Origin of the sequence: Acinetobacter sp. YH12233, from assembly GCF_013417725.1 — a bacterium.
Classification (GTDB): Bacteria; Pseudomonadota; Gammaproteobacteria; order Pseudomonadales; family Moraxellaceae; genus Acinetobacter.
On the sequence record NZ_VPDK01000054.1, the window covers coordinates 1 to 14,555 of the forward strand.

General features: G+C 41.4%; 14 protein-coding genes and 2 pseudogenes. 9 read left to right on the forward strand and 7 right to left on the reverse strand.

The window, feature by feature from the left end; all coding sequences use genetic code 11:
* Positions 1 to 128: 128 nt before the first annotated feature.
* Positions 129 to 863 (reverse strand): outer membrane protein OmpK, encoded by a 735-nt coding sequence (locus tag FTV12_RS15280; RefSeq protein ID WP_180034286.1) that lies wholly within the window; start codon positions 861 to 863, stop codon positions 129 to 131.
* 576 nt (positions 864 to 1,439) lie between these two features.
* Between FTV12_RS15280 and FTV12_RS15285 the strand changes: the two genes are divergently transcribed.
* The 4 genes from FTV12_RS15285 (at position 1,440) to dsbD (ending at position 5,133) form a co-directional block, all read left to right on the forward strand.
* Complete coding sequence (locus FTV12_RS15285) at positions 1,440 to 1,808, forward strand: HPF/RaiA family ribosome-associated protein (RefSeq protein ID WP_180034287.1); 369 nt, start codon at positions 1,440 to 1,442, stop codon at positions 1,806 to 1,808.
* Between the two features lie 128 nt (positions 1,809 to 1,936).
* On the forward strand, positions 1,937 to 2,479 hold the full coding sequence (locus FTV12_RS15290) for an ankyrin repeat domain-containing protein (protein ID WP_180034288.1): 543 nt from the start codon (positions 1,937 to 1,939) through the stop codon (positions 2,477 to 2,479).
* A 24-nt stretch (positions 2,480 to 2,503) separates the two neighbouring features.
* Complete coding sequence (locus FTV12_RS15295) at positions 2,504 to 3,271, forward strand: transporter (RefSeq protein ID WP_180034289.1); 768 nt, start codon at positions 2,504 to 2,506, stop codon at positions 3,269 to 3,271.
* Positions 3,272 to 3,288: 17 nt separating this feature from the next.
* Entirely contained in the window at positions 3,289 to 5,133 is a 1,845-nt protein-coding gene (gene dsbD / locus FTV12_RS15300) for a protein-disulfide reductase DsbD (protein ID WP_180034290.1), read from the forward strand.
* A 55-nt stretch (positions 5,134 to 5,188) separates the two neighbouring features.
* On the opposite strand, the pseudogene FTV12_RS15305 reads toward dsbD, so the two are convergent.
* A pseudogene (locus tag FTV12_RS15305) lies at positions 5,189 to 6,378 on the reverse strand (GGDEF domain-containing protein).
* Between the two features lie 264 nt (positions 6,379 to 6,642).
* Here FTV12_RS15305 and FTV12_RS15310 point away from each other — a divergent pair.
* Positions 6,643 to 7,212 carry an FMN-dependent NADH-azoreductase gene (locus FTV12_RS15310; RefSeq protein ID WP_180034291.1) on the forward strand — a complete coding sequence of 190 codons (570 nt, stop codon included), beginning with the start codon at positions 6,643 to 6,645 and terminating at the stop codon, positions 7,210 to 7,212.
* Between the two features lie 70 nt (positions 7,213 to 7,282).
* Here the strand turns inward: FTV12_RS15310 and FTV12_RS15315 are convergent, their stop codons facing one another.
* Complete coding sequence (locus FTV12_RS15315; RefSeq protein WP_180034292.1) at positions 7,283 to 8,194, reverse strand: alpha/beta hydrolase; 912 nt, start codon at positions 8,192 to 8,194, stop codon at positions 7,283 to 7,285.
* Between the two features lie 155 nt (positions 8,195 to 8,349).
* On the opposite strand from FTV12_RS15315, the gene FTV12_RS15320 reads away from it, so the two are divergent.
* Positions 8,350 to 8,787: a DUF2147 domain-containing protein gene (locus tag FTV12_RS15320; RefSeq protein WP_004781465.1), complete on the forward strand. Its 438-nt coding sequence runs from the start codon at positions 8,350 to 8,352 to the stop codon at positions 8,785 to 8,787.
* Positions 8,788 to 8,848: 61 nt separating this feature from the next.
* Here the strand turns inward: FTV12_RS15320 and FTV12_RS15325 are convergent, their stop codons facing one another.
* Together FTV12_RS15325 and FTV12_RS15330 are read right to left on the reverse strand one after the other, a co-directional pair.
* Positions 8,849 to 9,223: a Spx/MgsR family RNA polymerase-binding regulatory protein gene (locus FTV12_RS15325; RefSeq protein WP_180034293.1), complete on the reverse strand. Its 375-nt coding sequence runs from the start codon at positions 9,221 to 9,223 to the stop codon at positions 8,849 to 8,851.
* A 473-nt stretch (positions 9,224 to 9,696) separates the two neighbouring features.
* A complete protein-coding gene (locus tag FTV12_RS15330; protein WP_180034295.1) occupies positions 9,697 to 10,515 on the reverse strand; it encodes an exodeoxyribonuclease III in 819 nt (272 codons plus the stop codon).
* A gap of 41 nt (positions 10,516 to 10,556) precedes the next feature.
* Here FTV12_RS15330 and pyrE point away from each other — a divergent pair, with 41 nt between their 5' ends.
* Entirely contained in the window at positions 10,557 to 11,207 is a 651-nt protein-coding gene (gene pyrE, locus FTV12_RS15335; RefSeq protein ID WP_034705445.1) for an orotate phosphoribosyltransferase, read from the forward strand.
* Between the two features lie 416 nt (positions 11,208 to 11,623).
* Complete coding sequence (locus FTV12_RS15340; RefSeq protein WP_004781472.1) at positions 11,624 to 11,935, forward strand: hypothetical protein; 312 nt, start codon at positions 11,624 to 11,626, stop codon at positions 11,933 to 11,935.
* A 120-nt stretch (positions 11,936 to 12,055) separates the two neighbouring features.
* On the opposite strand, the gene FTV12_RS15345 is transcribed toward FTV12_RS15340, so the two are convergent.
* Complete coding sequence (locus FTV12_RS15345; protein ID WP_180034294.1) at positions 12,056 to 12,250, reverse strand: DUF3565 domain-containing protein; 195 nt, start codon at positions 12,248 to 12,250, stop codon at positions 12,056 to 12,058.
* 130 nt (positions 12,251 to 12,380) lie between these two features.
* Between FTV12_RS15345 and gshB the strand changes: the two genes are divergently transcribed.
* Positions 12,381 to 13,328, forward strand: a complete 948-nt coding sequence (gshB, locus tag FTV12_RS15350) for a glutathione synthase (RefSeq protein ID WP_004781477.1) — start codon at positions 12,381 to 12,383, stop codon at positions 13,326 to 13,328.
* 40 nt (positions 13,329 to 13,368) lie between these two features.
* Here the strand turns inward: gshB and FTV12_RS15355 are convergent.
* Positions 13,369 to 14,237 (reverse strand): annotated as a pseudogene (locus tag FTV12_RS15355) (MFS transporter).
* Between the last annotated feature and the right edge of the window lie 318 nt (positions 14,238 to 14,555).

Below are 14,555 nucleotides of genomic sequence, written 5' to 3' on the forward strand. Positions count from 1 at the left end.
GCTATAGACCACATTTAAGTTTAAATATGAACACCCCGAATCAGACGTATGAGCAAACTAAAACCGAGCTAATTGCTTAACTCGGTTTGAAGTGGAATACTGTCAATCTATTTCAGGACAAGACAAACTTAGAAGTGGTATTTAACCAATGCGCTGACATCGTGTTGATCAATGTCAGTACCGAATTTGTTATTCCAAATAGAATGTTCAATACCGAGGTAAAGTTTAGTCTCAGGAGAGATATGCTTACCAACGTTCCATTTGTATTGTGAAGTCCAGTTCAATTCGCTTTTTTGATCAGGACCTTCAGCGGTTGACCAGTCCAGGAAAGCATCTGCCAGGAACTCTTCGCCACCAATTTTAAATGGAACTGCATAAGTGATCGTCATTTGATAATCATCTTTTTGCAGGTCATTGTCAGCTTTGTAGAAATTAATATTTGCATAGCTAGTATATGGAATATCAAGTGCAAAACCGATCCCGTATAGGTAGTTATTAAAGTCACTCGCACCGCTATTGCCTTCCCAAGTAGTCGCAATAAGTACGTCTTTAATTGGGCCAAGTTCAAGCTTTTGACCAGTGACTGCACCTAAACTTAAACGCGGTGCAACTTCGAAGTAAGTTTCATTACCGAAGTCATTATTGGTACGGTCAGCAAAGGCGAAGATATCACCATATTTTAAACCAGCTGCATATTCAGCAGTAATGGTTGATTGATCAATTTTTTCATTACCCGCTGCAAATGGTGCTTTATAGTTTTCACCATATAAAGCTGACAAACTAAAATCTTGCCAAACTGCTGCCTGAGTGAAAGCTGCTGTTGAAGCGAATGCACAAAGTGCCGCGATTTGTGTAAATTTCATTTAAATATCTCCCCCGAGAAAGCAGCTTAAGGATACAGATTAATAAGTAAAAATAAAGTCAAAATTGATCGTTGACAGAAATATTTCATCGTCTTGAGCTGATGATAATTTGAGATATTGGGAGAAGAAGGTTTATAGGATATTTAAATGAAGTTAAGTCTTTATATTTAAATTAATTTTAAGAATAGAGATTCAATTTTGAAGCTGGTTAAAGTAAAGACATAGATCCTCTATGAACAGGGCAAAGACTGCTTTAATTTTGGGAAAGTCATGTGAATAGTATTTCGATTGTCCCAAATCTGGAAGGTCAATCATGATCCGGTAAGCAGTTGTCACGATCGGTTGTCCTTTTGCTAAAAAAATCAAAATATCACTTGCATATTTTCAACAGAGGACCGATATTCGAAGTATAGGAACACGGTTCTGCAGACTCAAAAATGTGTTCATCATTCAAGCTGGAGGGTTTTATCCAAAGCGATTTGAAGATGTGAAATGCAATATAAAACAGCAAGCTATACACGTGCCAAGATAAAAATTCTGCACTAAAAAGTTAAAATGATTTGAGGATGGTATTTTATGAACATTGAACTCCGTACCGATAAAAACATTCGCAATAGTGATCGTCTAATTACTTACGTTCGTACCGAATTAAATCAGGAATTCCAGCGCCACAGTGAGCGTATTACCCATTTCTCAGTGCATCTTAGCGATGAAAATGCCGCCAAAGGAGGCGATGACGATATTCGCTGCATGATCGAAGCACGTCCTGCCGGCTTGAAGCCAATTGTCGTGAACCATCATGGTCATAATGTTGATACTGCCATTCATGGTGCTATTGACCGTTTAAAACGCAGTCTGGAACATGTGATTGAGAAAAAAGATAACGTACGTAGCACTCCGCTAAAACTTGCGGAAGAAGATACAGGTATAGATCTAGAACAATAAATAATTTGCAGATGAAAAAGGCCCTACGGGGCTTTTTTCAATTTTAGATAAAATAAACGAATGTGAACAAAACAAATCCTGCTTTATTCGGCATAATAGTGAAAAACGAATTTGAAGTGAGCTCCATCATGTTAACTGTGCAACAACAGCTTTTTGTGCAAGCACTCGAAGAACTTAATCTGGGTCAGGTCAAACAGCTTTTGGCAGATGGACTTAACCCGAATTTTATTGATCTGGAAAAAGGTCCAGTTATTTCCATCTGGTCGGATGGTCTGTTCAAATGGTGGGAAGAAGTGTGCGAAGCTTATGAAGCGGGTAGTCCATTAACTGCCGAAGAAAAACAGCAACGTCTGGATGTACATTTACAGATTCTGGAAGCGCTGATTCAGGCCAAAGTCAATTTGCATCTCTGGGATGCTGAAGAGGTTTATGGCCCGCTTTGGGATGCGGCCAGTGCAGCCTGTGTACCTGCAGTGCAGCGCCTATTAGAAGAAAAAGTCAATCCAAACAGCAAGGATGAAGAAGGTTTAACCATCTTGTCATCGATTAGTGATTTATTCTTTGATTGTGATTTTGATGAAATTAACTGGGCAGAAGCACTGGAAGAAGAAAAACAGACCCTAGAATTATTGCGTAGTCATGGCGCAAAAATGACCAAGGAATTACATTAAATTTTAAGAAAGAGCTCCAGCAAGATGAAGACAACTTTAAGAATATTGGGTTTGATGGCACTGATGGGTGTGAGTGCACAGCTTTGTGCAGCGGTAGAGTTTGACCGACCAGGTGAAGGTCTGGGCACCAGTACAGTTCCAGTGGGTCAGTTAGCTTGGGAACAGGGTTTACCGAGTTTCTCTTATAGTGAAGCGACTGAGGATGGAAGCAAGCTGAAAAAAACCACTTTAAATGCCGACGTCTTGTTGCGTACCGGTTTGACTGATGATCTGGAATTACGTTTAGGCTGGGCCGGTCCGGCTTGGTCACAAACCAAGTTCAATGGCCAGACTGAAGAGGATGACGGTCTAGGCGATGTCAGTATTGGCCTGAAAAAAGCCATTGATCTGGATGATGAAAAACTCAGTATGGCGCTGATGGCTGAAGCCATTATTGCCACAGGTAATGCTAATTTTAGCAATGAAGAAGATATTTACAGTCTGAGCTCAGCAGTTGCTTATCAATATAATGATTTGGTGAATACTGCACTGACCATGCGTTATGAATGGCAGGATAGCAACTGGGCGATTACTGCGATTCCGACTTTAGGCTATCAGATTGCTGATCGCTGGTCAGGTTATTCAGAACTGATTTATCGCAAAGCCGAAAGTCAGGATAATGAATATGCGCTAGGCACTGGCGTTATGTATGCATTGAATGATCAGGTACAGCTTGATGCCAGTGTCGGGGTGGATCTGGAAGGTCAGAATAAAGGTTACTTCTCAGGCTTGGGCGTATCGTTCCTATTCTAAGCTGCTCTTATTTCGATATGACCAAAGTACTACGGTTTAAGATCGGGAGAAAAGTATTTTCTCCAGTCTTATTGGGCACAGTGTTGCTTAGCAATATTGCTCAGGCAGAAGCACCTTTGCTTTCGCCTGAGCAGGCTTTCCCTCTGAGTATCAGTTCAGTCACTCAGCAACAGGCTGAACTTAGCTGGGAAATTCCGCAAAACTATTATCTTTATCAGCATAAGGTAGAACTAAAGCAGGGAAGTCAGCCGATGACCTTGCAATTACCACCCGCTGAAGATCTATATGATGAAAACTATGGTCATACCCAGGTTTATTATCAGCAATTAAAAGTTCAGATTCCGACACAGGCGGGTCAAACTTATCAGGTCAGCTGGCAAGGCTGTGCCAAAGACAGGCTTTGTTATCCTCCTCAAACCATTGAATTCAAGACTGACTTATCCGGTCTGGTGCAATCTGAATCTACTAGCTCGGGTAATAAAAGGTTACTGGATCTAAGCAGCTCTTCCTCGCAACACAACCGGATTATGGCAAATTCTGCTGATGATCTAGAATCAGGAAATACAGACAGCAAAATCGTCGAAGTCATTTCTACACGATCTAGCAGTGACTCGGCACAAGATCAGCAATGGTCTGCACGTCTCGCTGAAAGTTCGCTAGCTTATGGATTACTATTGTTTTTTGGCTTGGGCATTTTGCTGGCATTTACGCCATGCTCTTTGCCGATGCTGCCAATTCTGACTTCACTGATTGTTCGTGATAGCAAAGGCATCAAGGCTTGGATGATTGCCCTAAGCTTTGTAAGCAGTATGGCCACAGTCTATGCGGTACTGGGCTTGATCGCGTCTTCAGCCGGACTCAACTTTCAGCGCTGGTTACAGCAACCTGCCACCCTCATGGCATTTAGTGCACTATTTGTGGTATTTGCCCTCAACCTGTTTGACCTGTTTGAAATTAAAATGCCACAGCGTCTGACGCAGCGTCTGGACCGGGTTCAGGCGATGCAGCAAGGGGGAACTCTGGTCAGCGCTGCGGTTATGGGATCTGTTTCTGCCTTGCTGGTCGGGCCTTGTATGACGGCACCATTAGCTGGTGCATTACTGTTTATTTCCCAGACCCAGAACCAATGGCAAGGCGCAGTGCTGTTGTTTACGTTGGGTTTCGGTATGGGCACTCCGTTGCTGCTGGCCAGTATTATGGGAGCACGCATCCTACCCCGAGCCGGGCATTGGATGAATCAGGTGAAAGTGCTTTTTGCTTTCATCATGCTGGCTCTGGCCTTGTATTTTATTCGTCCGTTGATTTCAGAAGCTGCATTGCAGTGGTTGTCGCTAGGCTTGGGCTTAAGCTTTGTTGCCTATGTTCTGGCACGATTATTCTGGAAAAATACCGGACTGCGCTGGCTTTATATCATCTGTTTGGCTATCGCCGTGCCTTATATTACATATAGTCAGTATCAACATAGTCAGCGCTTTTTTGTTGAAACTGCCCAACAACAGGCGAGTTGGCATATAGCAAAAACAGCTACTGAATTTGAACAGTTACTGGCTATAGTACCGGAAGGGCAGAAGGTCATTATTGATGTCTATGCTGATTGGTGTGTGGCCTGTCAGCCGATTGAACATAAAGTATTAAAGGCAGCTGCTGTTCAGCAGGCCTTAGCCCCTTATTTTCTGATCAAGCTCGATCTTAGTCAGTATGATGCTACGCATCAGACTTTACTTAATCGATGGGAAATTCTGGGACCACCGACCTATTTATTTCTCGATACTCAGCAGCAGGAGATTCGCAGCTTACGTTTGACAGGTGCATTTAATGGAGCAGAGTTATTGGCACAGCTACAGCGTTTAGAACAGCTCTAACATTCACTTTAAAACTTTTCTGGTACATGCTTTAAAGTGAATAAAGCCGAAAATATCAGGCCGGTTGAACTTTTAGAGGTTCCAGATAAGATTTCACCTGATTCCGTCCATTGACTTTGGCCTGATAAAGGGCCTGATCGGCCTGGCTCAGGAGTTGCTGCGGGCGTAATTCTGGTTTTGAAATAGCAATACCAAAGCTGGCAATCACCGGAATTAACTGTCCTTCATCACTAAAAATCTGTAGTTGCTGGATCGCGCTTCGGCAACGCTCTGCAACCTGCTGAGCTTTTTCCAGGCTGGAATTATTCAGGACCAGAATCAATTCTTCACCACCGAACTGGCCCACCACATCACTTTCACGTAATTGCTGGTTCAGTACCGCACTGACTTGTACCAGTGTTTCATCGCCCTTGTGATGTCCATAGTAGTCATTGATCTTTTTAAAATGATCCAGATCCAGCAGCACCAGGGCATAGTTAAAAATCGCAGTACTATTTAACTGATCTAGACACTGATTAATGCTGCGGCGATTAAACAAGTTGGTCAAGGGATCAATCTGGCTGAGATGGTTAATCAGCTGTTCACGATAGCGCCATTGACTGAGTAAAATCTCAAATAAAATCATGCAGACAGCAAGAATCGGCAGGATAAAATACAGCATTGATAATAGCCAGAAGCTATTATGGAAAAACTGGTCCTGAATATTAAAGAGTGGTGAATAAGGCAGTTGTTGGTTAAAGCTTAAATAGGCACAAGTCACCAGAAACAGTGAGGCCGGAATCAGCATGCTATAGATCAGTCTCCGGTGAAACAGGACCAGTCCTACCGTCATCAGGCAGACATAGGCAATTGTGGCTCCGGACTAATCATGCCTACGATATACGCATCCCGACACAGGGAAACCACAAAGATACCCACTGCCAGATAGGGAAAATATCGTTCTATTAGCGCATTGCCCTGAAATTTATAACAGGGATAAATCAAAAGAACCAGCGCCAGTAAAAACAGGCCATTCATGTGAACCTGGGAACAAACAACGTCAATATGGACATGCTGCCAGTATTGTGGATGTGACAGGACAAACAGATCCCAACTTAGCCAGCTTATATGTATGCCACAGCCAAGTGCCAGCATCAGGATACACTTTTTCAAAATCCCCCAGCTCATCACTACTTCATCTTCGATCAGATATTTCTTGAGTCGATGATTCTGGAATTTTTGTAATACTGCTGACATTCGCTTCATACAACAGGTCTGACCTTTATTGTTATTGCTAAGTTTTTAAAAGATGGAAAAATATTGCTTTAATTATTTACAGAAATACAACATAAAATTAATTCATTGATAATCAGTAATATTTATCAAAAATTAAAAAAAAGGAGAAAAATTAAGTTGGGAATTTATTGTTCTAAATACGCAATGAAGTGTTTTATTTAACCCCATTATTTCATTATTTAAAATTTATTAAGCTATGTCTATTCCCGAACAATGAACGGACCAAATTAAGCAATGAAAATTTTACAGATCGATTCCAGTATTTTAGGCGATGCCTCTATTTCTCGTCAGTTGACTCAAGCTATTGTGGGACAGCTTCAACAGAAACATGGTGAAGCAGTTGAGCTCGAATATCTGGACTTGGCTGCACGGCCGATCCCACATTTAACTGCTGAAATTTTGATGGGTCAGAATCTTGAGCAGGCGGCTTTAGGTGAACAGATTTTACAGCAGTACTTACAGGCGGATATCGTGGTGGTTGGTGCCGCTATGTATAACTTCGGTCTACCTTCTACCTTAAAAGCCTGGATTGACCGCATTAGTGTGGCAGGGCGTACTTTTAAATATACAGAAAATGGCCCAGTGGGTCTGGCAGGTGAAAAGAAAGTTTATATTGCCAGTAGCCGTGGTGGTATTTATGGCGAACAAAGCCCGGTCGATTTCCAGGAAGCTTTCCTGAAAACAGTATTTAACTTTACTGGTGTAACTGATGTGCATGTGATTCGTGCTGAAGGCGTCAATATGGGCGATGCTGCGAAACAGCAGGCAATTGAAACGGCGATGGCGCAGGTAAGCCAGATCTAAAAAGCGATAGAAAATTAATGAACAAAAAGGTCAGCAATTGCTGACCTTTTTTATGGCTTCTTCTAAATTTCTAGTCTCGATCTAGACGATGAGCAAACTCTGAGAGATCCGCCAGCGCTTGTCGAGCCTCTTCAAACCAGGCACTAAACATCTGAAAATTATGCCACATGCCGGTATATAACTTGAATTCAACCTCGACACCCGCCTGTTCCGCTTTTTCCTTGAAGCGTGTGGCATCATCCAGCAGAATCTCTTTAGATCCCACCTGTATATGTATCGGCGGCAAACCACTGAGATCGGCAAAAAATGGGGAAATCTCTGGATCGCCACGATCCATTGCACTCGGTACATAATACTCAATCCCGGTTTTCAGGGTTTCAATCGACAGCAGGGCATCATGTTTCTGATTATAGCGTAGTGATTCACTGGTCAGGGTCAGATCAAGGAAAGGGGAAAGTAGAATTAGCCCACTCACTTGGGGTAGGCCTTCCTGCTGTAATTTGAGTGCCAATGCCAACGCCAGATTAGCACCACACGAATCTCCGGACAGAATAATATCCTTAGCCTGAATGCCCTGATCTAATAACAGATTATAGACATCAAATAGGGCCTCCAAAGGTTCAGGATAAGCAGATTCAGGAGCCAGAGGATAATCAATATGCAGTACCTGCATCTGGGTGCGAGCGGCAATCTGGGTCATAAAGGCACGATGGGTATTTAAGGAACCGAGATAAAAAGCACCACCATGAATATGGAAAATCAGCTGGCTGGATTCCTGCTGTGGTTTGATTTCCTCGGCATGTACACCTGCCAGCCGGAGCGAACGGATTTGTACGGACTTATCTTGCGGAAAAATCTTGCACATCTGCTCCAGTGCGACCCGTAAGGAGCTTGGAGGAAGATTGAACCGACTAGGCGCGCGGATGGTCGCTTTTAAAAGACTTTCTGTAATTAATTGTTTCGTCACGGGGCTCATCTTCATCTTCTTTCCATCTTTTTCTGCTTTTATTGATTATGTTGATTATTTACCAACAATGTTTACAAGGTTACACTAAATAGTCACAGGTAAAAATTGCAAAAATGTTGTGACTTTTTAATACTACATCGGTCTATCTCAGACTAGGGAAATGAAGAAAAATGAAAAAAATTACGCTAATGTTAGGACTACTCGGCTTATCTGCGCTGGCCAATGCTGCAGATCCTTTAAATGGTACCGTTTGGAAAACGATTGACGACGAAACCAAACAACCAAAGGCTATAGTAAAATTTACTGAGCAAAAAAATGGGACATTATCTGCAAGCATCCAATCGGTATTAACACCGGGTGAAGAAAATGCTTGTACAAAATGTGAAGGTCCGTATCACAATAAATCGCTGAAAGGTTTGACGATTGTGAAAGGCCTGAAAAATACAGGCGGAACCAGCTATGACAGTGGTTCGATCCTAGATCCAAAATCTGGTAAAACTTACAAATTGAAAGGCAACCTGACAGATGGTGGCAAGAAGCTTGAGCTACGCGGTTATATCGGCGTGTCTGCTTTAGGTCGTAACCAGACCTGGATTCGTGCCAAATAACGGATCAGAACCGTTCTCTAAAAACTACCATAAAAAAAGCCTGACCTCTGTCAGGCTTTTTTTATTCTTCCCGTTTATCGAACGATTGGTCTTTTAACTCTCGATAAGCGGCTTCGTCAAAACCAGCGATAAAACCAGTTGCGGTCTGTAATATCGGACGTTTGATTAAGCTGGTATGAGTAGTTAAAGTGGTAATCAGATTATTTTCATTGGCAAGCGCATTTTCCTGCTCTTCAGTAGTAAGTTTACGCCAGGTGGTGCCTTTCTTATTCAGGACTACATCCTGACCCAAGGCATCCAGCCAGGTTTTGATGGTTTCAGCATCGATGCCCTGTTTTTTATAATCATGAAATTCATAACTCAGACCTTGCTCAGTCAGCAGATCAAAGGCTTTCTTCATCGAACTACAATTTTTAATTCCGTAAATTTTTAACATAGCTGCCATCTAAAAAATTTAAATCATGAACTAGCTTAACCAAATTGGCAGCAGCAGACCATGCAAAAGCAAATGAAAAAAAGGAAAAAATTTTAAATAGCAGAAAAGTCATGTCATCAAAATGACATCAAGCAGCTTTAATATGAGCAGCAAGAAAAAGAACAATCTAAATAATAAGAAAAATAAAAATTTGGGAATGATAGAAAGAGAAAACCCGCATTTAATCATCCTGATCATGCGGGTCTCAATCCAACGTCCAATGTCACATCCATGCAAAACAAGCTAAATCTATAGTCTGTTTTATTTTCGTCCTACGGCGTCCTGTCCTTATGTTGTCGTCCTGACATGTCCTTGTGCCGTAGCGCTATAATGCTATGTTATTACATTGAGATAAACCCAAAAAATACGTCATGTCATGTAAGAGATAAGCCTTAATTGAGTGAACAACTGTTCACTCAATCTTTAGGTCAGTTTTAGATTTTATAGTCAATAATTACGGGTGCATGGTCACTAAACCATTCATCTTTATAGACCCAGGCATTTACAGTACGGTCTTTCCAGTCCGGGGAACAGGCCTGATAGTCAATCCGCCAGCCCACGTTCTTGGCGCGTGCTTGTCCACGGTTTGACCACCAGGAGTATAATTCGGCTTCTTTGCGGACTTCACGGAAAGTATCCACGTAACCGAGTTCATCATAGATATGATCCAGCCAGGCACGTTCTTGCGGTAAACAGCCCGAGGCTTTCTGGTTGCCCGACCAGTTTTTAATATCAATACGTTTATGCACGATGTTGTAATCACCACAGACAATGATGGATTTGTCTTCATCGCGCCACTGTTTCAGGATTTTTGCATATTCTTCCAGAAAGTGATCTTTACGTGCCTGCGCTTCATCGCCCGAAGAACCTGAAGGTAAATACAGGGAACAGATATGCGCTGTTTTTTCCAGACCCAAGTCAAATTCTGCCGAGATAAAACGGCCTTGAGAATCAGCTAGTTCAAAACCCAGCCCATCGGTAATCGAAACAAAAGGCAGACGGCTGTAAATCGCTGTACCGGCATAACCCGGACGCTCGGCAGGGAACAGGTGAGTATACCAGCCTTCAGGCTTGAATTTGTCAGTCCACTGCGCATGGGTAATCCGGCTTTCCTGCATGCAGATCACATCGGCATCAGACTGTTCGATCCACTCTAACAAGCCCTTGCTGACAGAGGAACGTAAACCGTTGACATTAATTGAAACGACACGAAGAATTTTTTGATCACCTGGATAGCTACTCTTTGGTATCATGCGCAAGTCTTACCCTTAATTAATGGATTTAGGAGCACCTCATGTCAACGCCAGCTCAGTTTAACCCGCAAGCTTTTATCGAACTCGCATTATCACGTGGTGTGCTTAAATTTGGTGAGTTTACTTTAAAATCAGGACGTGTGAGTCCTTATTTTTTTAATGCTGGCTTGCTCAATGACGGTGAAGCCTTGTCATTACTGGCTTCTGGCTATGCTGCAAAATTAACTGGATGTGACAATGTTGAAGTGATTTTTGGACCAGCATACAAAGGCATTCCTTTTGTAGCAGCTACAGCAGTGGCACTGTCTCAAAATCATGGAGTAAGCGTGCCGTGGGGCTTTAACCGTAAAGAAGCCAAAGATCATGGTGAAGGTGGTGTGCTGGTAGGTGCTTCAGTGGAAGGGAAAAAAGTCTGGATCATTGATGATGTGATCACAGCTGGTACTGCGATTCGTGAAGTGGTCACTATCCTGAAAAATGCTGGTGCACAAATTGCAGGTGTACTGGTTGCTCTTGACCGTCAGGAAAAAGGCCAAGGTGAATTATCCGCCATTCAGGAAGTGCAAAAAGAACTAGAAATCCCAGTACATGCACTGATTACCATGAAAGATTTAATGAATTACCTAGATGCAAAAGGCGATAATGATGCATTGGCGAAGATGGAAGCTTATCGTGTGAAATACGGAATCTAAGACCTGATTCACCAGATAAAAAGTAAAGTCTTAGTAATCTAAGGCTTCACTTTTTATGAGAAGAAAAATTCTGTTCAGACGACTGTATTTGAAAGAAATGATAAGATAGAAATTTTGATCTAGATAAACTTTAAATTCGATAAGTTATATTATCTTCTTCAAAATTAAATTCATCTAAATGTTCTTCTCAATATATAAATCTTGATCAAAATTTTTCTATCAAAAAAGAACAATATTTTTAAAAGAAACTCATTAAAGCATGAATTAAACCTCATAAAGTCTCTTTACAAATAAAATGAATAAGATAGTTATGATCATTGTTTACAAATTGTAATCCGTCTATATTAAAATAAACATTAAGTAATTAATTATAAGAATTTCATAATTTTAATTAATTTAAAATAAGAGTGCTAGGAATGGATTACTGGAACAGTGTTTTATTTGTATCGATTATAATGGTGGTAGGTTTAGCCATTATTGTCATGCTAGTGGGCTACAAGATGTGGAAAAACCTAGTGGTGACTTTACTAATCTCTACAACAATTGGTTTTCTGATTATATGTACTATTAACTTTATCTTTGGGGAAAATTTGCATTTGCCTTGGATTCCCGATCAGAGCTGGCATCATAAAATCACCTTGGAAATTGCCCTGATGAGTTTACTGATTGGTGGGGTCAGTACCTTTATTATTATGCTGGGAACCATGATTTCGAAAAATAATCGTTAAATTATAAAATTAGATGCATTTGCAAACAAGGTATTATTATTTTTTATTCAGGTTTTTAATCAATTTTATGTCAAGATAAAATACTTAGGGTGAGTATATACTGATTTGATTTAGAAGATATTAATCTTCGTATATTTCACATTTTTTGCAGTCCAATAAGACGCCCAGTTTTTCTTTACGGCCTTGTTCGGTCATGACCCAAGGACGGTTTTGCCAAGGTGGATCATGCCGCACATGCTGACCATGACCACAGGTCAGTTCAGCGACCCAATGATTTTCTTCATCCAGATGAAAGCCGACAATTGCCTGCTGCATGATAAATGCTCTTGTTGATTAAAGTATTTAAGCATTTATACAAAATTAGTCATGCAAAATCACCATAAACAAAAGAAACTGCACAGGCTATACTCCTTGCTAATGTATTTTTAAGAAAGAGCACACAGACATGCGCGTACTTGTTGTGATGGATCCCATCGAAAATGTAAACCTGAAAAAAGATTCAACCATGGCCATGTTATGGGCAGCTGCACGCCGTGGACATGAACTCGGTTATGCATTACAGCAAGATTTATATATCGACCAAGGTAAGGCCTTTGGTCTGATCTCGCCTTTGCAGGTATTTGAAGACTATAACCATTACTACGAACTGGGTGAAAAGAAAAAAGAGTCGATTGCGGCTTATGACGTGGTGCTGATGCGTAAAGATCCGCCATTCGATATGAATTTTGTTTATACCACTTATATTCTGGAACAGGCAGAACGTGAAGGGGCATGGATTATCAACAAACCGCAAAGCCTGCGCGACTGCAATGAAAAGCTGTTTGCTACTCAGTTCCCGCATCTGCAAGTTCCGACTTTGGTAACGTCGCAACAAAGCCTGATCCGTGAATTTTTAAAAGAACATGTTGATGTGATTGTAAAACCATTGGATGGTATGGGCGGCACCGGAATTTTCCGTATCTATCAGGATGGTATTAATATCGGCTCAACCATTGAAGTTCTGACCAACAATGGTAACCAGCCGATTATGGCACAGCGTTATATTCCTGAAATTGTAGAAGGGGATAAGCGTATTCTGATGATCAATGGCGAACCAGTGCCATATTGTCTGGCCCGTATTCCGCAAAATGGTGAAGTGCGTGGCAATCTGGCAGCAGGTGGCTTAGGTCAAGCGCGTCCATTAACTGAGAATGATAGAGCCATTGCAGCGCAAGTGGGTCCTTATCTCAGAGAAAAAGGCTTGGTATTTGTTGGTCTGGATGTGATTGGTAATTATGTCACTGAGATTAACGTCACCAGTCCAACCTGTATCCGTGAAATTGATACCCAGTTTGGTACCTCCATTGCAGATGATCTGTTTGATGTACTGGAAGCCGGTCTGGATCAAGCCTAAGCTTTCAATAATAAAAAAGAGCCTCATCCGAGGCTCTTTTTTATTGGGCATAACGCTTGAATAAAAACAAGATCATTAAGATTCCTAATATGGAGAGGCTGGCGGTAACTGCCGCGATATAAGCCCAATTCTGTGTGGTCGAAACCAGTGCTGCGCTCAAAGGCGGCCCAAAAAATTGAGCACAGGCTGAAAGCTGTAAAACCAGACCCATACTGGCTGCTACGGCATTGGCGCGTGGGGCATGCTGCAAAGTAATAGCAAAAACAGTGGTCGGGATGATTCCACCAATGATAATCTGCCAGAATGAAGTATTTGATGGTGCTGGTTGAGTCGTCCTGTTGGGTGCACATGCTGCTGAATCTATTTGTAGATATCGTTTAATGATGCCTGCAATAATCAAGCATAGACTGCCGAGAATGGCCCAAATATTTTGCCAGTTCAGGTATTCGAGTAAAACAGGAATAATAAAAACAGCCAGACTGACACCCACGCCCATATAGGAACTCCAGAGTCCCATTTTAAAATTCAGTGTTTCAGGCTGGCTGATCCGTTTTACAATTGCAGCGCACACAAGGAAATAGTTAAAAATCCGATACTTTCGGTAAAGCGGAAGAAATATAAGGCTGTGGCATGCTGAATCCAGAGGCCAGCGATACTGCTCAGTCCTAAAATGATTAACGCCAGAATCAGGCAGCGCTTTAAACTCACTTTTTCCGAAAAAGCACCAATACAAAGGGCAAACAGCATCCCAGCCCCTTGCACTAAAGATAGAGAAAACCCGGCTTGTGTAAAACTTAAGCCTAAATCCTGTTGCAGAATGGGAATAACAGCAGACAGTTTACCGACATGCATGGCCGCCAGATAACCGGCTAAAATAATCCATAAGTCACGAATTGATATTTTTGACATCTATAATGCTTGAATCCATTTAAGGAATATGCAGATCAATTTGAAAAAATTTATTTAGATATAGGAATAACATAAAATTTTATTCAGATTTATATGATTTAGGCATAAGTTAATAGGATGAATTAAATAGAAAAATAGCCAGTAAATAGTGAAAAAATGTATAGATTTAGGGAATGACTATAAAAAGATTAAATAGACCTCTTGCGAAAGTAAAAACTGCCTCAATATAGATTTCATGAAATATCAGAAATTAAATCGTTTTTCAGATTCTGAATTCCAGCGCTTGGTTGGTGTACCTCGAGCAGTTTTTAGTGAAAT